An 18,815-nucleotide genomic window follows, 5' to 3' on the forward strand; every position below is an offset into this window, starting at 1 on the left:
CACCCCGCCCCGCACCGCCCACGCCTCCGCGCGACACCGCCCACCCCTCCGCGCGCGCCCGCTTTGTGCCGTTGACCCCGGATCGCCCCCACCCCGCGGCCCGGAATCACAACTTCCGCACATCCGGGGACCGTTGGACGACTTGATGTGACGTGCCCATGTCGGCAACCTGTCACCTGGCGCCCACCCGTGCGACATCCGGCGCCGCAACCATGGCCGCGCCCCACCGGGGTCGCACGGCCACCACCCCCCGCATCCAGGGAGCCCCTCATGGCCCTCATACCCTCCGTCTACGCGCGTCGAATTGGCGTGCTCGCGTCAGCCTCCGCGGTCGCCGCCCTGACCACCCTCGTCAGCGCCCCAACCGCCCAGGCTTCCCCGCCCACCCCGATCAGCGCCGCGGCCGCCCGTTCGTACCTGGCCACGGTCACGCCCGCGGCGGAAGGTTCCCTCAGCGGCTACAGCCGTGACCTGTTCCCGCACTGGAGCACCGTCTCCGGTACCTGCAACACCCGCGAGACGGTCCTGAAGCGCGACGGGGTGAACGTCGTGCAGGACTCCGCCTGCGCCGCCGTCAGCGGCAGTTGGTACTCCGAGTACGACGGCGCCACCTGGACAGCGGCGTCCGACATCGACATCGACCACATGGTCCCGCTCGCCGAGGCCTGGCGTTCGGGCGCCTCCTCCTGGACCACGGCCAAGCGCCAGCAGTTCGCCAACGACCTCACCCGCCCGCAGCTCATCGCGGTCACCGACAACGTCAACCAGGCCAAGGGCGACCAGGACCCCGGCAAGTGGCTGCCCTCGCGCACCGCCTACCGCTGTACGTACGCCCGGATGTGGGTCCAGGTGAAGCAGTACTGGGGCCTGAAGATGGACTCCGGCGAGAAGACCGCCCTGTCGAGCGTGCTCAACGGCTGCTGACGGCTGCTACCGGCGCCTGCTGACAGCAGCTGCCAACGCCCTGCCGACGACTGCCACTGACGCCCGCTCACTACTGCTGACGGTTGCTGACGGCAGCCCGGCCGGCCACCGACCCGACCCGCCCCGCCTCCCCCTGGCGTAGGCCGATCTTTCTCCCCCGCCAGGGGGAGGCCAGGCTCCCCCTCCACCCCTTACCGTGATCCAAGGGGACATGAAGGAGGGGGAGTCTCATGGCCGGACTGCGTCTGGGGCCGCTGCTGCGTTACGTCGACTGGGACACGGGCGGCGCCGCCACCATATGGGTCGAGGCGGACCGCCCGTGCATGGCCGAGGTGCGGTGCGCGGACGGGGCGGGCGGCCGTGCGCACACCTTCCAGATAGAGGGCCACCATTATGCGTTGGTCCCGGTCACAGGGCTGACCCCCGGCACCACCACCGAGTACGAGGTCCGGCTCGCCGGGGACCCGGTGTGGCCGCTGCCCGACAGCGGTTTCCCGCCCAGCACCATCACCGCGCCCGCCGTCGCGGGGCCCGGACGGCCGGCTCCCGGGCTTCGGGTGACGTTCGGATCGTGTCGGCAGGCCGCGCCGCCCGCCGACCGTCGCGGGCCGCACGGCGCGGACGCGCTGGACACCCTCGCGGCGCGGCTGGCGGCCGATCCGGAAGCGGTCAGACCGGACGTCCTGCTGTTGCTCGGCGACCAGGTGTACGCCGACCACCTGTCGCGGGCGACCAAGCGGTGGCTGGCGGCCCGCCGGGACCTGCGCGAGGCGCCGGGCGCGCAGGTCGCGAACTACGAGGAGTACACCCGGCTGTACTACGAATCCTGGCTGGACCCGGAGATCCGCTGGTTGCTGTCGACGGTGTCGAGCCTGCACGTCTTCGACGACCACGATGTCATCGACGACTGGAACACCAGCGCGGCCTGGCTGGCGGAGATGCGGGCGACGCCCTGGTGGTCGGAGCGGGTACTGAGCGGGTTGATGTCGTACTGGGTGCATCAACACCTCGGCAACCTCTCACCCGCCGAGTTGGAGGCCGACCCGCTGTACGAAGCGGTACGGGCAACCCCCGACGGGACGGACGCCCTGCGTGCCTTCGCCGCCGTGGCCGACGCCGATCCGGGCTCGGCCCGCTGGAGTTACCGGCGGACTTCGGCCGCTCGCGGTTGCTGATGGTGGACACGCGGGCCGCGCGGGTGCTGGCCGAGGACCGGCGGGCGATGCTCGACCCCGCCGAGCAGGAGTGGCTTCGGGACAACGCCCTGGACGGGCACGGCGGCTATGACCATCTGCTGATCGGGTCCTCGCTGCCGTGGCTGATGCCGCCGTTGATCCATGACGCGGAAGTGTGGAACGCCGCCCTGTGCCGCGGGGAGCGGGGGCCCCGGTGGGCGCGGATCGGGGAGGATCTGCGGCGGCGCAGCGATCTGGAGCACTGGGCGGCGTTCCCCGAGTCCTTCGTGGCGTTGAGCGATCTGATCGAGGAGGTGGGGACGGGGCCGCGGGCGCCGGCGACGGTGTGCGTACTCTCCGGCGACGTCCATCACGCGTATGTGGCCGAGCCCCGAATACCGAGTACGGCGCGGGTGTTCCAGTTGACGTGCTCGCCCGTGCACAACTCCATCCACACGGCCGTGAAGTGGGGTTTCCGGCTGGGTTGGTCGCGGGTGGGGCGGTGGTTGGGGCGCGGTTTCTCCCGGCATGGGCGGACGGGTCGGCCGCCGCTGAGTTGGCGGCGTACGGGTGGTCCCTGGTTCGGGAATCAGCTGATGACGCTGGAGCTGGCGGGTCGCACGGCCCGACTCCGCCTGGACCAGGCGCGGACGGGGTGGGGGCGCGGGTCGAAGGCCCGGCTGACGGCCGTGTTGGATCGCGAGCTCACCGAACCGCGATGAGCTGAGCGCTGACGTGGGCGTCCGAGCTGAACGCCGACGTGCGCGTCCGGATGAAGTCACAAGCCGTATCCACGTACCCCGGGAAGTCGTCGTATCGTCACCCCGGGGATCCGGGAGGTTACTCCCGGGCGTACGCTGTCTGGCTGTCAAGCCGCCCCTGCCGCTCCCCGCGACGACGCGGCGCTTCGGACTGGGGAGTACCACTTGCTTGAGACTCTGGGGTCGCTGACCACAAGCCCCTGGATTTACGCCGTGGTGGCGGTGTCCGTGGTGCTCGACGTGTTCCTGCCGGTGTTGCCGAGCGGAGTATTGGTGATCACCGCGGCGGCCGCCGCGGCCGCGGCAGGAGCCGCGGGTTCGTCGACGCCGGTTCCCGAGCAGGTGCCGGACATCATGGCACTGCTGGTGATCGCGACGTCGGCTTCGGTGCTGGGTGACATGGCCGCGTTCCGGTTGGCGCGGCGCGGGGGTGCCCGGTTGGACCGGGCCATCGCCCGTTCCCGTCGGCTGAGCCGGGCTCACGAGCGGCTGGGCGTGGCGTTGGCGCGTGGTGGCGGCGCCCTGGTGGTGATCGCCAGGTTCGCCCCGGCCGGCCGGTCGGTGGTCTCGTTGGGGGCGGGCAAGACCCAGCGCAAGGTCAAGGAGTTCCTGCCCTGGTCGGTCCTGGCGGGCATGACCTGGGCGGGGTACAGCGTGGCGTTGGGCTATTTCGGTACGCAGTGGCTCGGTACGGCGTGGCTGGGTACCGCGGTGTCGTTGATCGCGCTGTTCGCGGCGGGTTCGCTGGCGGCGTTGCTGCTGCGCCGCCCGGGACCGGGTCCCGCCGCGGCGACCTGAGCCCCGCCCGGCCAGGGCACCCGTGGCCCCGGGGGCATCCGTGGGCCGAGGGGATCCGTGGGTGCGGGTCGCCCGTACGGTGGCCCGCTAGCCCGGGTGGGGGTGGTGCGTCACCCGTTCACCCGACAGCGATAGCCGCCTCCGGTCGGGGCTTCTAGCGTCCACAGCACGGTGCGCGACCGAATCCGCGTCACACCCGTGCCCTGGCCGCGCCGTTTCGAGGAGCCCGAGGAGTTCTCTCCATGCCCGCCACCCGCATCCGGCACCACCTGATGAGAGGCGCGGCCGCGACGCTCGTCGTCGCCGCCGTCACACCCGTCACCCTGGCCTACGCCCGCCCCACCGCCACTCTGTCCCCGTACACGGTCGCTCCCGGCGGTCGGGTCAGCCTGAACGTCCAGGGCTGCGGCACCAAGACCGGCCGGGCCACCTCTCCCGCGTTCCCCGACGTCCAGCTGACACCGGGCAACCTGGAGGCCACCAACCTGTTCGGCAGCGCCACCGTCTACCGCAACGCCCGCATCGGATCGCACCCCGTCACCTACGAGTGCGGCGGCAGCGGCGGCGAGCGGGTCACCGTCACCCTGAACGTGGCCACGGGCGCCGCCCGCGGCGGCCTGGGAGGCAGCATCGACACGATGAGCCCGGGCCAGATCGCCCTCGGCGGGGTACTCGCCGCGGGCGCCCTCGGCGCCGGCGCGTGGGTGATCCGCCGCCGTACGGAGCGGACCGCCTGACCGGCGGGAGTGGCCGCAGGCCCCGCCCACCGCGGGACCCGCACCACTCCCGGCACAGGTCCGCCCCGCATCGGGCCCGCCCGGCTCAGGAAGCGGCGTGGGCTCCCCTGACCTGAAGTCCGTCCAGCAGGTCCCGGGTCGCGTCGGCGACCGCGTCGACGGCCGCGGCGAACACCTCCTGATTGTGTGCGGCGGGCGCCCGGAAGCCGGACACCTTGCGCACGTACTGGAGCGCTGCCGCGCGGATCTCCTCCTCGGTGGCCTTCTCGGGGAGAACGGGCGGGCGCAGGGTCTTAATGGAACGGCACATGTCTCCACTATCGCGCTACCGAGGCAGCTCGGCCCCGGAAAGCTTCATGATCAACCCGGCTTGCAGCCGCCCCCTCAGCTCGGGGTCGGCGACCTCATCCAGCAGCCCGACGGCCCGGGCCATCGACTCCGCTGCCCGCCTGTCGTCCCGTAGCGAGGCGGTCTGGTCGGCCATGTGCCGGAGCGCGATGTCGGCCCGCCGGTGGAACAACTGCCCGACGAGGGTGACGACCAGCCCGACCGAACTGATCACCACGCCGAGGTACAGATCCCCGCTGCTCTCCGCCTTCCACACGGCCAGCGCCACCCCCAGCAGCAGGATGGTCGCGCCCACGCCGGCGAACCGCTGGCTGGTCACGAAGCTGCTCCGCGCCTGCGTCAGCCCGTAGGCGTAGTACTCGACGAGAAGGGGGGTGAAGTCATCGTGCCGATCCCCCGACAGCGCGGGCCCGACCGTCCTCGGCGCGAGCCGGCCGGTGTCCCCGTACCCGGTGTCCCCGTACTTGGGATCGCGCGCCTCCGGCTCAACCGCCGCCTCCCCCCGCGTCTGCGCGAGCAACCGCGCCCGCTCCGCGTCCCGCCGCCGCTCGAACGCCGCACCCGCGGCCCGCTCCGCCACAACGTACACCGCGCCGGCGACCAACACCGCGACCCCCGCAACGACCCACTCCCCCATCCCCCGACCATCCCACGCCCCCAACCCCCCGCCAAGACGGCGAACCCGCCCTTCCCACAGCACCGGCAATCAAGACCCGAGCCCAAAGACCCCAACCACAACCGAAGACGACAGCACCCAAGACCAGCACCACCCAAGCCCCTTGGCCCGCTGCGGGAACTGATCGAAGCAACCACCAAGCGGCGCACATGAAGCCGCGCATACCCTCGGCGCCATGGATGCCTTGTGGACGGCGGTGATCGCGGCCGGCTCCGCCGTCGTGGCCAGCGCGACGACGGGCTGGTTCACCACGGTCGCCGCGCGGACACAGGCCCGCCTGAATCGCGAGATGCAGGTGGCCCAGCTTCGTCATACGCAAGTCGAGCACAGGTACCAGCAACGCCGTGAGGCGTACGCCGAGTTCGCGAAGGCCGCCGGCATCCTGCACAGCCGGATCGGCGACATGGTCGCGGTCGCCGGAGACCCGGATGCGTTCTCGCTGCTGCTGGACGAGGCGCGGGCGGACCGGGCCGTGCTCTTGAGCACGATGCACATCGCCTTCCTGGAAGGCCCCCAGGCGGTCGGCGTCGCCGTGCGGGAACTCTACGAAGCGGTGAACGGCTTCTGGAGTGCGGCCCGCCGACTGAACGACGCCGTACACGCCGGCATTCCCGCCCACGTCGCAGAGCACCGCGTGTTGACGGACCAGCGCCGATTACAGGCGCGGTCAAGCCGCGACGCCTTCATGGAGGCGGCCCGCCAGGCCCTGACCCCCTCACCCGAAACACCCGCCTAAAGAACGCGCAGCCTCCCGGATCCCCCGCCACGCGGGAACGACTCAACACCCGGACCCACACTTGGAGTCGACTACCCGCGCGGGCCATGTGGTGACGTCGACATGGCAGGCGAAAGACCCCCAACCACGATCGGTTGAGGGCCTTTGCCCTGGCGGGCACAAACGGTCCCGAACCGCCGACATCTGCTTTGTAAGCTCGCCCGGCGTCCGTACCCGAGCGGTCGAGCCCAGGACGCACTAGCCCTGCTCACCCGCCTGGGATCGCCGTCGGCCACCCGTGTTGATGTCAGCTGTGGATGTCAGGAGCGGTCACCACCAGGACCACTTCTTCTTCCGAAGCTCCTGCATCTTCGCCGCGGCTTCCTTCTTCTTGCGCTGCGCCCGCGCCTTGGCTGTCCAAGCCCCCTGATGCTGGAAGCACTGGCCAGAGCCCACATCTGCCGGCCTCTTGCACCGCCCTACAGTCTCCGTAGGAGCCCCACACTTCGGCTGAGTCACTCCGCCTCCCCCTCTCCTGAGCAGCCGTATGGACGCCGGCATCGTCCCGCCCGCCATACAGGCCGGGAAGGCGCGAACAGGAGCGCAGTGGGGCACACGGCTCCGGTGGCCGGATGCTCTTGACGAGTTTGACCTGTTCAGCAGCCGTGAAGGGCATCCAAGGAGGTTGGGCGACCACGAATAGGCCGCACCTGGCGGCCCGGCTATCGCGCAGCACGGGGCGCCAGAATGAGTGCGACTGGTTCGCCCTTCCCTGCGCGGTCGCGACACCGATGGCGTTGATGTGGAACGCCACAGGACGATGGCAGACAACCTCTGAACAGCGGGTTTCGTCGATAGTGGCTCCATTGTCAGAGCTGGCTGCAAAGATGATCCTGGAAGCTCAAGGAGCGCAGCAGCTTCGCGTCAAGTTCTGGGTAGAGGTTGGCGCAGAGTTGCCGCTCGGGCGGGTCAGGGGAGTTGGGCGGGATGGCGCCCGACTGAATGGGGGTAGCGGTGAGGGTTTCCGAGTACTACAACCTTGGGCGCACGCAAGGCACCCTGGATTTTGTCGACGTCGACACCGTAAATGACATTCGAGTCTACATCGACCCGAGTACCATTCGGCATCTGAATGACGACTGGGGACGCGAATGTATCATCATGTTGACGACATTCTTCGACAGTGTCCTCGACTCGGTAAAAATGGGTGACAAGCGGCGCACTTCCTATCTGCTTGGAAATCTCGGTGAACCCAATGAGACCCACCTCGGTATCTCTAGCGGCAAGAGTGCCGGTCGGGGATTCGGTAAGCAGATGAGCGTTGAATTTGCCTCGAAATTGGAGGCCAGTCAGGCTGCCAAGTCCGGCCTCATTGAAGACCTTGAGGATACTTCATTCTTCCTTGATCGAGTCGATAAAGATATCATCTCCGACATCACTACCAATATCATTCGCGGCCCGCTGATTATCTACACGCAGCAGATGGCTGGGGTGCATGGGATCCCGCTGGAGGACGGCGTGGCGAGCGGGCCCGTCTGGAACCCGCTGACCCTGGAGTGGGAGCAGGGGTTCACTGAGCTTCCTGTCGCAGACGGAGAGAAGCTCCTCCTGGTGCCTAAGGTGATCGTTCGACGGGACTTGCATCTTTCGCGTGGCGAGTACTACCGGAACCACCTCGCGCCCACCCTGCAATCTGAGGAGGAGGCGGACCCGACCAGCAAGCTGGTCCGCGTTCTCAAGGATGGGCGTCGAAAGGTAACTAAGGATGATATCCGTGCGGCCTACGGAAGCTCCAAGCCGGACGTGATTCGGGAGACTCTTAAGCGGCCGGATGTCTATGAGAATTACCGCGAGACGAAGAAGAGCGTACCTCCCAACCCGATCACTCACGAGGAGTTGGCCGAGGTAGGGCAAACGCCGTTGCCAGACTACGAGGCGCTGCTTTCGGCCGTCTTGACGACTCCTCCGGGAAAGGCGGATGCCAACAATTATCATAGGCGCGTCGAGGCGCTACTTTCGGCTCTCTTCTATCCGTCACTCTCGATGCCGGAACTGGAAGAGCCCATTCATGAAGGTCGAAAGCGTGTGGACATCTCGTACACAAACAATGCCGCGAATGGATTCTTCCGCTTCTTGACGCGGCATAAGATCCCATCGAAGTATATCTTCGTGGAATGCAAGAACTATGGGAGCGATGCGGCTAACCCGGAGCTCGATCAGCTGTCGTCTCGATTTTCCCCACTGCGAGGCCAGTTTGGTATTCTGGCATGCCGCTCCTTCCAGGAAAAAGCGCGATTCTTGAGCCGGTGTCGGGATACGGCGCTCGATCATCGCGGCTATGTTATTGCCCTCGATGATGGAGACCTTGCCACTCTCGTCTCGGACGTCATGGCTGCCATTACATGGGTTCCTGCCGATCCTCCCGCGCCTGATCCGGAAGTGCCTCCCAAGGTCCATGACTACCCCCTCCTTCACGCACGATTGAAGGCAATCTTGAACTGAGGCGTTTCGGGTGGCGACGCGGTCTTGAAAACCGTCGTGGCAGCGATGTCACCGTGGGTTCAAATCCCACACCCACCGCAGGAGGACGGCCCCCGACCAGATCAAATGGTCGGGGGCTCGTTTGCACTCTGTGGATGACAGACACCATGACTCCCCGTGGGACACCGTGAGATCGGGCACGCGAGGGGCACGCTGGGGAGGGCGCTGAATGTCTGATACCGCTGACTGGGTTGCTGCTGTAGGTGGCGTCATGGGTGGTGTCGGAGGGCCCGCTGGTCTCTGGGCCGCCTGGAGTGTGCACCGACAGAATCAGCGCCGCAGATTCGGTCCTCCAACAGAGCTGGTTGGTCTCCTTGGGCAGGTTCTGGACATTTCATCTAATGTGTCGCCCACCTACAGGGATGCAGAGTGGTTCGGAGCAACGGGGATCGAATCGATCATCGGCAAGATCGATGAACTCAATCACTTGGTCTCTGACGGCACACTCAAGGCCCGTCTAGCTCTTGTGGTCACGTCGGGCGAAGTCATGTTCAGGTCGGTGACCCACCCGCACCACGGCCCGGAGAGACGGGTGTCTGTGGTCACCCGCCAAGCGGGCCTTGCCAACGAACTCCATGAGCGCGCCAAAGCTGCGTTGGTTGAGACACGACGCCAGCTGTAGATGGACAAGGTTGGCAGGACGGGTCTGGTTCTCGCCTGAGCTGAGTCGTCGCGATCGGTGATCCGCCTGATCTGCCCACCACTGGCCCTGGCTCCCATCCCGTCTGCCGTCGACCCACACGTATGTGGAGCGGGCGCGGGTCCTGGCGTCCAGGTGGAGCGCGCCACTGTACGAACGACCTGGACGCCAGGGCCCGTGTCTGCTCGGCTTGCCTGGGTCGATGGCAGACGGGATGGGAGCCTCCCTACGTTCACCACGACGTGCCGGCACTCGCGTACGGCGCCCCGTCCATCCCGGAGTCGGAGCGCCCCCGCCGGAGGCATCGTCTTTGACGTGAGCCGAGCAGCAGTCCGAGCCACCGCGGTTCTCCCCATCAACCCGAGCTGTAGGCGTGCGGACGGCGGCCGGGCAGGAGCGGGGCGCAGACAGGAGCGCAGGCCCGGGCGACGGGCCGCGCGCGCCGCGCGTGCGCGGCGGGTGCCTTGATGAAGTAGGGAAACTCTTACCGCGCCTGGACCAGATGCTTGCCGTCATGGCTGCGAACATGAGGTCCGTCCCCATCCAAGGCGTCCAACAGCCGGACCGCGAAGACCTCGGACATCTGCTCGGACACCTCCTCCGGGGTGAGCCAGGCGACCGCGGTCGATTCCTCCGACGTGCGCTCGGTCCCGCCGGCGGGCGTGCAGCGGAAGACCAGGGCGACGATGCCTCGGGTGGTGTTCTTGTAGACCCCGGTCAGCTCGTCCACCTGGACCTCGATGCCGGTTTCTTCGACGACTTCGCGGCGGACGCCGGCCTCCGGGGACTCGGTGAGTTCAAGGACTCCGCCCGGCAGTTCCCAAGTCCCGTTGTCCGCGCGACGGATCGCCAGGAGCCGGCCGTCCTCGCGCAGCACTGCCCCGGCTACGGACACGGAGTGCAGTGGCGTTGACTTGTCCTGCGGGGAACCCGTACTCATGTACAGGAGCATAGGAGGAAGAGAAGGACTATGGGAACCGCAACAGGAGGTGGCAAGGCCGTACCTCGATACGTCCAGATCGCCGATGACATCGTTCAGCAGATCCGCGCAGGGGTGCTGAGCGCCGGCGACATGGTGCCGAGTGAATCCGAGCTGGTGGAGCGCTACGGCGTCGCCGGCGGCACGATCCGCAAGGCCATGGTCGAGGTTCGCGCGAGTGGCCTGGTGGAGACGCGGCACGGCAAGGGCTCGCTGGTGAAGGCCCGGCCGCCGGTCAGGCACCGGTCCTCGGACCGCTTCCGACGTACGCATCGCCAGGAAGGGCGGGCGGCCTACCTCGCCGAGTCGGCTCAGTCCGGGGCGGAGGCCAAGGTGAGCGTGTTGTTCATCGGGCCCATGGAGGCGTCGGAGGAGATCGCGGGCCGGCTCGGGGTCACCGCGGGCACGCAGGTACTGGCTCGCCGCCGGCTGTACTTCCGGAACGGGACGCCTGTGGAGACGGCCACCTCGTATCTGCCCTGGGACGTGGTGAAGGACATCCCGGAGCTGTTCGCCGAGAACCCTGGCCCCGGCGGCATCTATGCACGGCTTGAGGGTCACGGCCACGTCTTCGCCGAGTTCGTGGAGACGCTCCAGGCCCGGCCGGCTGCCAAGGGTGAGGCGACCGAGCTGTCACTGAGCCCCGGCGCCCCCGTCGTTCACCTGCTCCGTGACGCGGTCACCGAGGAGGGCCGTGTGGTGGAGGTCTGCGACACCCTCATGGCCGCTGACCAGTTCGTATTCGAGTACCGGATCCCCGCGCGCGACTGACGCTCGCTCAACTCCCGCCGGCCCGCTGCGAGTTTCTCTTCGCAGCGGGTTGACTCATGTATAGGAGTCGGGCACTCTTCTTCATGTCACTCCTATACATGAGTGACGGAGTCCAGCCCCTTTAGAGGAGTGATCAGTCATGCGTCAGATCCCCGTCGACACCTCCGACGCCATGGTGATGGTGGCCCAGCCCCCGGCCGTGAAGATCAAGGACCGTCGCACCGGTGAGATCGCCACCGATGCCGACACCGGCGCCCAGATGATGACCGTCGACGTGCTCTTCGCCGCGAACGGCGAGGCAGAGGTCCTGTCCATCACTGTCCCGGCCCCGGGCATCACGGGTGACCTGGTGATGGGTACCTCGGTGGCGCTGACCGGCCTCGTCGCCCGGCCGTGGGAGAACGAGTTCAACGGCCAGAAGCGCCACGGCATCGCCTTCCGCGCCGTGGCCGTCACCTCGCTCGCGGCCCAGGCCGGCTGAGCATGACCGCCTTATGGGTCACGCTGCTGGTGGTCCTGGTCGTCGCTCTCCTTCTGCGGCGACTGCGTCCTACCTGGTACTGGATGACCTTCGGGGTCACCTTCGCGACGATCCGCGTCCTGATCCGCTACCGCTCGGTCATGGACGCCTGCGGGCTCACCGTCCCGCCCGCCCGTTGGCGGCTGGCACTCGCCCGGGTGACCAACCGTCCCGTCCCGGAAGCTCGTTCGCCCCGCATCCTGAGACTGCGGCCCACCGCTACCGGGCTGATCCTGCGGCTGAAGATCCGGCCCGGACAGGACGCGTTCGACTTCTCCGCCTCCTCCGACCGGCTCCGGCACTCCTTCGCCCTGCACAACGTCGTCTCCCGGGAGATCCGGTCCGGCGTGGTCGAGCTGAGGATGACCGGTTACGACGTACTCAACCGGGTCCGCATGCCGGCGGCCGTGGCCACCGACGTGCTGAGTGTGGCGGTGGCGCTGAGGGAGGATGGCCAGGTCCACCGTCGGGACTATCGGCAGGTACCGCACGCTCTGAACGTCGGTGCGACCAAGTCGGGGAAGTCCGTCTATCAGCGCACGCTCGTCGCCGGATTGGCGCCTCAGAACGTCGCACTCGTCGGAATCGACTGCAAGAACGGCGTCGAACTGGCACCGCTGTCAGCGCGATTCACCGCCCTGGCCGACAACCCGGCCGCCGCGGCTGACCTGCTCGCCGCGCTCGTCCAGTACATGGGCAGGGTGTACCAGCTCATCCGGACCGAACAACGCATCAGCGTCGCCACCCCGGACGCCGAGATCACCGCAGACATCTGGGACCTGCCCGCGCACCTTCGCCCCGTACCCGTCGTGCTCCTGGTGGACGAGGTCGCGGAACTGGCCCTCGCCGCGAACAAGGTGGAGGAGGTCCGGCGGGACCAGATCGTCACGGACCTCGTCCGGCTCTCCCAACTCGGCCGCGCCGCAGGCATCCACCTGGAGATCTGCGGCCAGCGCTTCGGCTCCGAACTCGGCAAGGGCATCACCATGCTCCGCGCCCAGCTCACCGGCCGTACCGCCCACCGCGTCAACGACGAGACCTCCGCGAACATGGCCTTCGGGGACATCGCCCCGGACGCCGTCCTCGCCGCCGTCCAGATCGACAAGGAACGCCCCGGCACCGCCGTGGCCGGAGACTCCTCCGGTGGCTGGTCCCGCATCCGGGCTCCCCACACCACGCTCCGCCAGGCCGTGGACACCTGCAACGCCCACGCGCACCGCACCCCGGAGATCCCTGAGCTGGCCCCCTTCCGGCCCGACCCGCCGGTACGCATTCACATCGGCAAGGTCCAGCCCAAGGCCAGCCCGGCCGGCGCCTTCTAAGCACCCGGCCCCACCCGGTCGGCGCGTCCTCAACGCGCCAAGTCCCTACCCCTCCCATGCCTGAAAGGAGGCGAGAACCATGACTCGCCTGGTCCGCCCGGACGCCGTCCTCGTCCAGGCCGTCATTGCCGGAGCGCTCTCCTTCGCCCACCTGCACGACCTCGCCGAAGCCGCCGGCCAGAACGGCTGGAAGGCCTGGGCCTACCCGGTCAGCGTGGACCTGCTCCTCGTCGCCGCCTGGCACCGCCTACGCACCCTGCGGGACGCGGGCGAACCCTCGCGGTCGGCCTGGTCCTGGTTCGCCGTAGCCCTGGCGGCCTCGCTCGGCGCGAACGTCGCGACCGCCGGCCTACTCGACCTGGGCGACGTCCCGGACTGGCTCCGCATCCTCGTCGCCGGCTGGCCGGCGCTCGCCTTCCTCGGCGGCACGCTCCTGGTCCACCGGCCCACGTCACCCGGTGAGCCGGAGACGGCCCCCGCTCCGGAGTCACTCCCGGTGGTCGAGCGGGCGACAGAACCCGACGTACAGGTCGTCTCGGCCCCCGCCCTGCCCGCCCCGGATCCGGAACCCGATCCGGCTCCCGCAGCTGCTCCGGCCATCACCGCTCCGCCGGCTCTCATCGCCCACGCCCGGAAGATCGCCGCCGACTACCGCACCCGCACCGGCTCGGACATCGACACCGAGACCCTGCGCGCCCGGCTCGGCGTCCCGTCCCCGCTCGCAGAAGCCATCGCCGCCCAGCTCGCCTGACAGGAGATCCCATGCCCGCCCGGATCAACTTCCGCTCGCTCCTGAAGATCGGCCCCGTTCAGATCGGCACCTATCGCGACCGCCACGGCCGCATGAAGGACGCCGCCGTCTGCACCACCGACGGATGCGGCTGGTCCTCCGACTACAGCTCCTCGACCGCCGCCCAGCTCGCCGCCCGCTCCCACCGCTGCCGCGTCAGCTGACCCGAAAGGTCAACGCCATGGACGTCCCGCTCTGGTTCGCCCTCCTCGCCGTCGGTGTCCTCGGCTACAAGCTCATCCGCCCGCCGCTCTGGCTCGTCGCCGTGATCCTCCTCGGCGGCTTCCTCCTGGCGGACAGCTTCCTCGCCCCGGCCATCGACACCGCGATCAACAAGTAGCCCACCCCGAAGGAGAACGGCCGTGTTCAAGCCCCGGTACCCGCGCCCCGACACCTACGTCCCGGCGACCATCCGCCCGACCCCGGTCCCCACCGAAGCCCCCGCCCCGGCCCCGACCGCCCTCGGCGGTCTGCTCCGGCAGTCGCCCGGAACCGCGCTCGTCCTCGCCGCGGGCGGAGTTGCCGGAGTGCTCGCGCTGGCCTCCGTTGCCGTCTCGCTCCTCTTGGCCGTCGCCGTCACCGCGGTCGCCCTGTCCATCAGCGCCGTCGTCGTCCTGTTCCTCGTCCGGGCCCTGCGCCAGGAGTTCAGGAACCACTGACCCACCGGGCACGACGGACCGCCACAAGCCACCAAGCATCGCCGGCCCGTCCGAGGAAACCCGACACCACTTCCGACCGCACGAAGGAGCATCGTGGACACCCAATCGTTCGCCTTATGCCTGCCCCTCGTCGGCTGGGCCGCGCACTCCGGTCTGCTGACCCACCGACTCGCCGCCGCCCGCCGGGACCCGCTGACCGGCCTCCGGACCCGCGCCGGATGGACCGTACGAGCGGAGCGATTCATCCGCCGGCACCGGGACTCCGTCGTCCTCCTCCTCGACCTGGACGACTTCAAGAGCCTCAACGACACCCACGGCCACGCCGCCGGAGATGCGGCCCTCACCGCGACCGCCGCCCGGCTGACCGCCTGGTGCGACCGGTACGGCATCGCCGGCCGCCTCGGTGGAGACGAGTTCGTCGCCGTGCACCGGCTCCCGCACCGGAACGACCTCGACGCGGCCCTCAACACCCCACTGCTGTACCAGGGGCGCTCACTGCCGGTCTCCGCTTCCGTCGGCTCCTGCCGACTCGCGGACCTGACCGTTCGCGGCCTTCCCGAAGCCCTCGCCGCTGCCGACGCCGCGATGTACGCGGCCAAGGGCACCCCCGGCCGCCGCGGCTCGCGCGGCACCACCAACTGACCGGCCTCCGGGCGGCGCACAAGCCACCAAGCATCGCCGCCGCCCGGAGGAACCAGCCCCTCCCGACCGCAATCGAAAGGACAACCATCATGGCCCAGCTCGACCGCACCCCGCCTCGGGTATGCCCGAACTGCGACGGCTTCCCCGCCGTGGCCGTCACCCTCGGCGGACGCGACCGTACCGGCGCCCTGCGCACCATCACCGCCCACTGCCCGGCCTGCCACGGCACCGGTATCCGCGCCATCCGCCGCACCGTCTCGGCCGCGTGGTGAATGGGATGCGCCCTCCCCGAGTCCTCGACCTCTGCTCCGGCGCCGGTGGGGCAGCCATGGGATACCACCAGGCCGGATTCGACGTCGTCGGCGTCGACATAAACCCTCAGCCCAGGTACCCCTTCGAGTTCCACCAGGGCGACGCCATCGACTTCGTGACCGCCCACGGCCCGGACTTCGACCTGATCCACGCCTCGTGGCCGTGCCAGTCCCACTCGACGTTGACCAAGGGCACGAACAAGGGCCGTTCCTACCCGGACCTGATCCCGGCCGGCCGCGCCGCCCTGCTCACCACCGGCCGCCCGTACGTGATCGAGAACGTCCAGAGCGCCCCCATCCGACACGACCTCGTGTTGTGCGGCGAGATGTTCGACTTGGCGGTCATCCGGCATCGCGTCTTCGAGGTTCACGGGTTCCCCGCCTTCCAGAACCCGCACGTCGCCCACCGAGGACGAGTGGCCGGCATGCGCCACGGCCGTTGGTACGAGGGCCCGTACTTCGCCGTCTACGGACAGGGCGGCGGCAAGGGCACCGTTGCCCAGTGGCAGACGGCCATGGGCATCGATTGGACGGACAACCGACACGAGATCGCCGAAGCCATCCCGCCCGCCTACACCCGGCACCTCGGCGGACAGTTCCTCGCCCACCACGCGGCGGTGACCGCGTGACCCACCTGCTCCAGGACCCGGCCACCCTCGGCGACATGCTGAGGGTGGCTGCGGCCCCCGACTACCCACGCTGGTCCGAGCAGATCCACCGCACCGGCGGCTGCTCCGACCCCATCCACATCACCGGCTGGACCGTCGCCAAGGACAAGACCACCGGCGAGATCCTGAACCGGTACTCCACCGCCGACGAACCCGGCGGCCGGCTCCGGATCGCCTGCGGCAACCGCCGCGCCTCCCGCTGCCCCGCCTGCGCCTGGACCTACTCCGGCGATACCTACCACCTGATCCGCGCCGGACTCGCGGGAGACGAAAGCCGGGACATCCCCGCCACCGTCCGCGAGCACCCCCGGGTCTTCGCCACCCTGACCGCTCCCTCCTTCGGCCCGGTCCACAACCGCCCCGCCGGCCGACCCTGCCAGTGCGGCAAGCACCACCAGGAGGACGCGCCCGAACTCGGTACGGCCCTCGACCCGGCCACGTACGACTACGCCGGGGCCGTCCTCTTCAACAACCACGGCGGCCAGCTCTGGCAGCGCTTCACCACCCGCCTCCGCCGCGAGATCGCCGCGTACGCCTGCCTCTCCCAGCGCGCGCTGAAGGAAGTCGCCCGGATCTCCTACGGCAAGGTCGCCGAGTTCCAGAAGCGAGGCGCCATCCACTTCCACGCCGTGATCCGCATCGACGGACCGGACGGACCGGCCGGCCCTCCGCCGGCCTGGGCCACCACCGAGCTCCTCGACCACTCGATCCGCGCCGCGGCCTCCCACACCTACACCTCGGTCAGCGCCCCGGCCGCCGCCGACCAACCCGCCCGTACCTTCCGCTGGGGCACGCAGATCGACGTGCGCCCCATCAAGGCCTTCGGGGACGGCTCCGAGATCACCGAACAGGCCGTCGCCTCGTACGTCGCGAAGTACGCCACCAAGGCCGCCGAGAACACCGGCACCCTCGACCGCCGTATCGGCAACCGCGAGGCCCTGGTCCTCCTCGACGTCCCGAACCACACCGCCCGCCTGATCGGCGCCTGCCTCGACCTGGACCCGCTGTACCCGGACCGCCGCCTCGCCGCCTGGTCCCACATGCTCGGCTTCCGGGGCCACTTCTCCACCAAGTCCCGCCAGTACTCCACCACCCTCGGCGCCCTCCGCCAGACCCGCGCCGACTACCGCGCCGCCCAGGAACGCGAGGCCCGGGGCCTGGACGACGTCGAGCCGGACACCGTGCTCGTCCTCGCCTCCTGGGAGTACGCCGGCCACGGCCACACCCCCGGCGAATCCGTCCTCGCCGCCACCATCGCCCGGGACATCCAGCTCAACCGCCAGACCGCCAGAGAAGCCCTGCACGAGCGACATGCCTTGGAAGGAGCCGCGTCATGACCACCGCAACCGCGGAACTGCTGACCGTCCCGGAGGTCATGCAAACGCTCAAGCTAGGGCGCTCGACCGTGTACGACCTGATCCGATCTCGGCGGCTCGTGTCCATCACCATCGGCCGCGCCCGCCGCATTCCCGCCGACGCCGTCCGGCAGTTCATCGACCACGAAATCGAGGAGGCCGCCTGATGGCCACTCAGCGCAGACGCAACCCGAACGGCGCGGGCACCATCACCCAACGCAAGGACGGCAGGTTCCAGGCCGCCGTGTACGTACTCCAACCGGACGGCACCCGGGCTCGGAAGTTCGCCTACGGCAAGACCTGGGCCGAGTGCGACGTGAAGCGCCGGGACCTCCTCGCCAAGGTGGACCAGGGCGTGCCCGTGCCCACGCGGTCCGCCAAGCTCTCCGAATGGCTGCCGTACTGGCTCGACAACATCGTGCGGCCCCACCGCAAGCGCACGACCCACGCCAAGTACGAGACGCACGTCCGCCTGTATCTGGTGCCGCTGCTGGGGGCCAAGCGGTTGGAGTCCCTCAGCGTGAGCGACGTTCGCCGGGTCCTGGTCCAGCTCCAGAAGAAGGCCAGCGCCGCGACCGCCAAGGAGTCTCACCGTGTGCTGCGAACCGCGCTCGCCGCGGCTGTACGGGAGGAGCTGGTCTCTCGCAACGTGGCAACGCTGGTCGAGCCGCCCAAAGTTGAGGCGCGGGACCTCTCCCCCTGGGACCTCCAGGAGACCCTGGACTTCCTCGCCGCCGCCCGAAAGGACCCGCTGTTCCCCGCCTTCGTACTGGCAATCGCGCTCGGCTTCCGGCGTGGGGAGATCGTGGGTCTGCGGTGGGAGAACGTGGACCTCGACAAGCGCGAGATCCGGGTCCGGACCCAGCGGCAGCGCGTCGGCGGCGAGGCCTACGAGGACGGTCCCAAGGGCAAGCGGCGCCGGCAGACCCTCCCCCTGCCCGGGATCTGCGTCGCTCCCCTGCGGTGGCAGCGGATGAAGCAGGCTGAAGCGCGGGCCAAGGCCGGGGAGAAGTGGGTGGAAACCGGGTACGTGTTCACCACCCGGTCCGGCCGGCCCATCGAGCCGCGGAACGTCTATCGGTCTTTCACCCGCGTGGCGAAGGACGCCGGGCTTCGGGTGATTCGGCTGCACGACGCGCGCCATGGGACGGCGACTCTGCTGACCGCCGCCGGCGTGCCGCCCCGGGTCGTGATGGAGATCCTCGGGCACTCGCAAATCGCCGTCACCATGAACGTCTACGCGCACGTCGTCCAGGACACGCAACGCGAGGCCATCGGGCACATGGACCGGCTGCTCAGGAGGCGGGAGACGCTCCCAATCCGCTCCCGTTGATGTCAGATGTGGATGCAAAGGACCCCCCGCCATGACTGGCGGGGGGTCTTTTCGCTGGTGGGCGCGGACGGTTTCGAACCGCCGACATCTGCTTTGTAAGAGCAGCGCTCTACCCCTGAGCTACGCACCCGTGGATGAGTGGACAGCCTA

General features: G+C 69.1%; 22 protein-coding genes, 1 tRNA gene and 1 pseudogene. 20 read left to right on the top strand and 4 right to left on the bottom strand.

Features of this window, described 5'->3' with window-relative positions:
• Positions 1-279 precede the first annotated feature (279 nt).
• The 4 genes and pseudogenes from OHA84_RS12545 to OHA84_RS12560 all read left to right on the top strand — a co-directional run bounded on the left by OHA84_RS12545 (position 280) and on the right by OHA84_RS12560 (position 4,395).
• Positions 280-924, top strand: a complete 645-nt coding sequence (locus tag OHA84_RS12545) for an HNH endonuclease family protein (RefSeq protein WP_266974096.1) — start codon at positions 280-282, stop codon at positions 922-924.
• A 230-nt stretch (positions 925-1,154) separates the two neighbouring features.
• A pseudogene (locus OHA84_RS12550) lies at positions 1,155-2,821 on the top strand (alkaline phosphatase D family protein).
• A 204-nt stretch (positions 2,822-3,025) separates the two neighbouring features.
• Entirely contained in the window at positions 3,026-3,658 is a 633-nt protein-coding gene (locus tag OHA84_RS12555; RefSeq protein ID WP_078998814.1) for a DedA family protein, read from the top strand.
• Between the two features lie 242 nt (positions 3,659-3,900).
• Complete coding sequence (locus tag OHA84_RS12560) at positions 3,901-4,395, top strand: hypothetical protein (protein ID WP_053677901.1); 495 nt, start codon at positions 3,901-3,903, stop codon at positions 4,393-4,395.
• Positions 4,396-4,480: 85 nt separating this feature from the next.
• Here the strand turns inward: OHA84_RS12560 and OHA84_RS12565 are convergent, their stop codons facing one another.
• Both OHA84_RS12565 and OHA84_RS12570 read right to left on the bottom strand, forming a co-directional pair.
• Complete coding sequence (locus OHA84_RS12565; protein WP_053677899.1) at positions 4,481-4,705, bottom strand: DUF2277 domain-containing protein; 225 nt, start codon at positions 4,703-4,705, stop codon at positions 4,481-4,483.
• Positions 4,706-4,720: 15 nt separating this feature from the next.
• Positions 4,721-5,380 (bottom strand): hypothetical protein, encoded by a 660-nt coding sequence (locus OHA84_RS12570; protein WP_266971693.1) that lies wholly within the window; start codon positions 5,378-5,380, stop codon positions 4,721-4,723.
• A 214-nt stretch (positions 5,381-5,594) separates the two neighbouring features.
• Here OHA84_RS12570 and OHA84_RS12575 point away from each other — a divergent pair, with 214 nt between their 5' ends.
• From OHA84_RS12575 to OHA84_RS12585, 3 genes are all read left to right on the top strand, one after another.
• Positions 5,595-6,155 (top strand): hypothetical protein, encoded by a 561-nt coding sequence (locus OHA84_RS12575; RefSeq protein WP_266971691.1) that lies wholly within the window; start codon positions 5,595-5,597, stop codon positions 6,153-6,155.
• Positions 6,156-7,148: 993 nt separating this feature from the next.
• Positions 7,149-8,636: a hypothetical protein gene (locus tag OHA84_RS12580; RefSeq protein ID WP_266971689.1), complete on the top strand. Its 1,488-nt coding sequence runs from the start codon at positions 7,149-7,151 to the stop codon at positions 8,634-8,636.
• Between the two features lie 382 nt (positions 8,637-9,018).
• Complete coding sequence (locus OHA84_RS12585; RefSeq protein ID WP_266971687.1) at positions 9,019-9,297, top strand: hypothetical protein; 279 nt, start codon at positions 9,019-9,021, stop codon at positions 9,295-9,297.
• A 502-nt stretch (positions 9,298-9,799) separates the two neighbouring features.
• Here OHA84_RS12585 and OHA84_RS12590 read toward each other — a convergent pair.
• Positions 9,800-10,267, bottom strand: a complete 468-nt coding sequence (locus tag OHA84_RS12590) for an NUDIX hydrolase (RefSeq protein WP_266971685.1) — start codon at positions 10,265-10,267, stop codon at positions 9,800-9,802.
• An 18-nt stretch (positions 10,268-10,285) separates the two neighbouring features.
• On the opposite strand from OHA84_RS12590, the gene OHA84_RS12595 reads away from it, so the two are divergent.
• From OHA84_RS12595 to OHA84_RS12655, 13 genes are all read left to right on the top strand, one after another.
• On the top strand, positions 10,286-11,065 hold the full coding sequence (locus OHA84_RS12595; RefSeq protein ID WP_266971683.1) for a GntR family transcriptional regulator: 780 nt from the start codon (positions 10,286-10,288) through the stop codon (positions 11,063-11,065).
• Positions 11,066-11,204: 139 nt separating this feature from the next.
• On the top strand, positions 11,205-11,546 hold the full coding sequence (locus OHA84_RS12600) for a hypothetical protein (RefSeq protein WP_266949926.1): 342 nt from the start codon (positions 11,205-11,207) through the stop codon (positions 11,544-11,546).
• A 2-nt stretch (positions 11,547-11,548) separates the two neighbouring features.
• Positions 11,549-12,907: an FtsK/SpoIIIE domain-containing protein gene (locus tag OHA84_RS12605; protein ID WP_266971681.1), complete on the top strand. Its 1,359-nt coding sequence runs from the start codon at positions 11,549-11,551 to the stop codon at positions 12,905-12,907.
• Positions 12,908-12,986: 79 nt separating this feature from the next.
• Entirely contained in the window at positions 12,987-13,658 is a 672-nt protein-coding gene (locus OHA84_RS12610) for a DUF2637 domain-containing protein (RefSeq protein ID WP_266971679.1), read from the top strand.
• A gap of 11 nt (positions 13,659-13,669) precedes the next feature.
• Positions 13,670-13,861, top strand: coding sequence for a mobile element transfer protein (locus OHA84_RS12615; protein WP_266971677.1), 192 nt, complete (start codon positions 13,670-13,672; stop codon positions 13,859-13,861).
• 17 nt (positions 13,862-13,878) lie between these two features.
• A complete protein-coding gene (locus tag OHA84_RS12620) occupies positions 13,879-14,037 on the top strand; it encodes a hypothetical protein (RefSeq protein ID WP_266949934.1) in 159 nt (52 codons plus the stop codon).
• 22 nt (positions 14,038-14,059) lie between these two features.
• The gene (locus OHA84_RS12625) at positions 14,060-14,356 is read left to right on the top strand and encodes a SpdD protein (RefSeq protein WP_266971675.1); all 297 of its coding nucleotides are present in this window, start codon (positions 14,060-14,062) and stop codon (positions 14,354-14,356) included.
• Positions 14,357-14,449: 93 nt separating this feature from the next.
• Positions 14,450-14,998, top strand: coding sequence for a GGDEF domain-containing protein (locus tag OHA84_RS12630; protein WP_266971673.1), 549 nt, complete (start codon positions 14,450-14,452; stop codon positions 14,996-14,998).
• Positions 14,999-15,087: 89 nt separating this feature from the next.
• A complete protein-coding gene (locus OHA84_RS12635) occupies positions 15,088-15,270 on the top strand; it encodes a hypothetical protein (protein ID WP_266971671.1) in 183 nt (60 codons plus the stop codon).
• 5 nt (positions 15,271-15,275) lie between these two features.
• Positions 15,276-15,938 carry a DNA cytosine methyltransferase gene (locus tag OHA84_RS12640; protein WP_266971669.1) on the top strand — a complete coding sequence of 221 codons (663 nt, stop codon included), beginning with the start codon at positions 15,276-15,278 and terminating at the stop codon, positions 15,936-15,938.
• A complete protein-coding gene (repSA, locus tag OHA84_RS12645; RefSeq protein ID WP_266971668.1) occupies positions 15,935-17,314 on the top strand; it encodes a replication initiator protein RepSA in 1,380 nt (459 codons plus the stop codon). The genes OHA84_RS12640 and repSA overlap by 4 nt, the downstream gene beginning before the upstream one ends.
• Positions 17,311-17,499, top strand: coding sequence for a helix-turn-helix domain-containing protein (locus OHA84_RS12650; protein WP_266971666.1), 189 nt, complete (start codon positions 17,311-17,313; stop codon positions 17,497-17,499). The genes repSA and OHA84_RS12650 overlap by 4 nt, the downstream gene beginning before the upstream one ends.
• Positions 17,499-18,665 (top strand): site-specific integrase, encoded by a 1,167-nt coding sequence (locus tag OHA84_RS12655; protein ID WP_266971665.1) that lies wholly within the window; start codon positions 17,499-17,501, stop codon positions 18,663-18,665. Before OHA84_RS12650 ends, OHA84_RS12655 begins: the two co-directional genes overlap by 1 nt.
• A gap of 55 nt (positions 18,666-18,720) precedes the next feature.
• Here OHA84_RS12655 and OHA84_RS12660 read toward each other — a convergent pair.
• Positions 18,721-18,795: transfer RNA gene (locus OHA84_RS12660), tRNA-Val, on the bottom strand.
• Positions 18,796-18,815: the final 20 nt, after the last annotated feature.

The organism is Streptomyces sp. NBC_00513 (genome assembly GCF_041431415.1).
Lineage (GTDB): Bacteria > Actinomycetota > Actinomycetes > Streptomycetales > Streptomycetaceae > Streptomyces.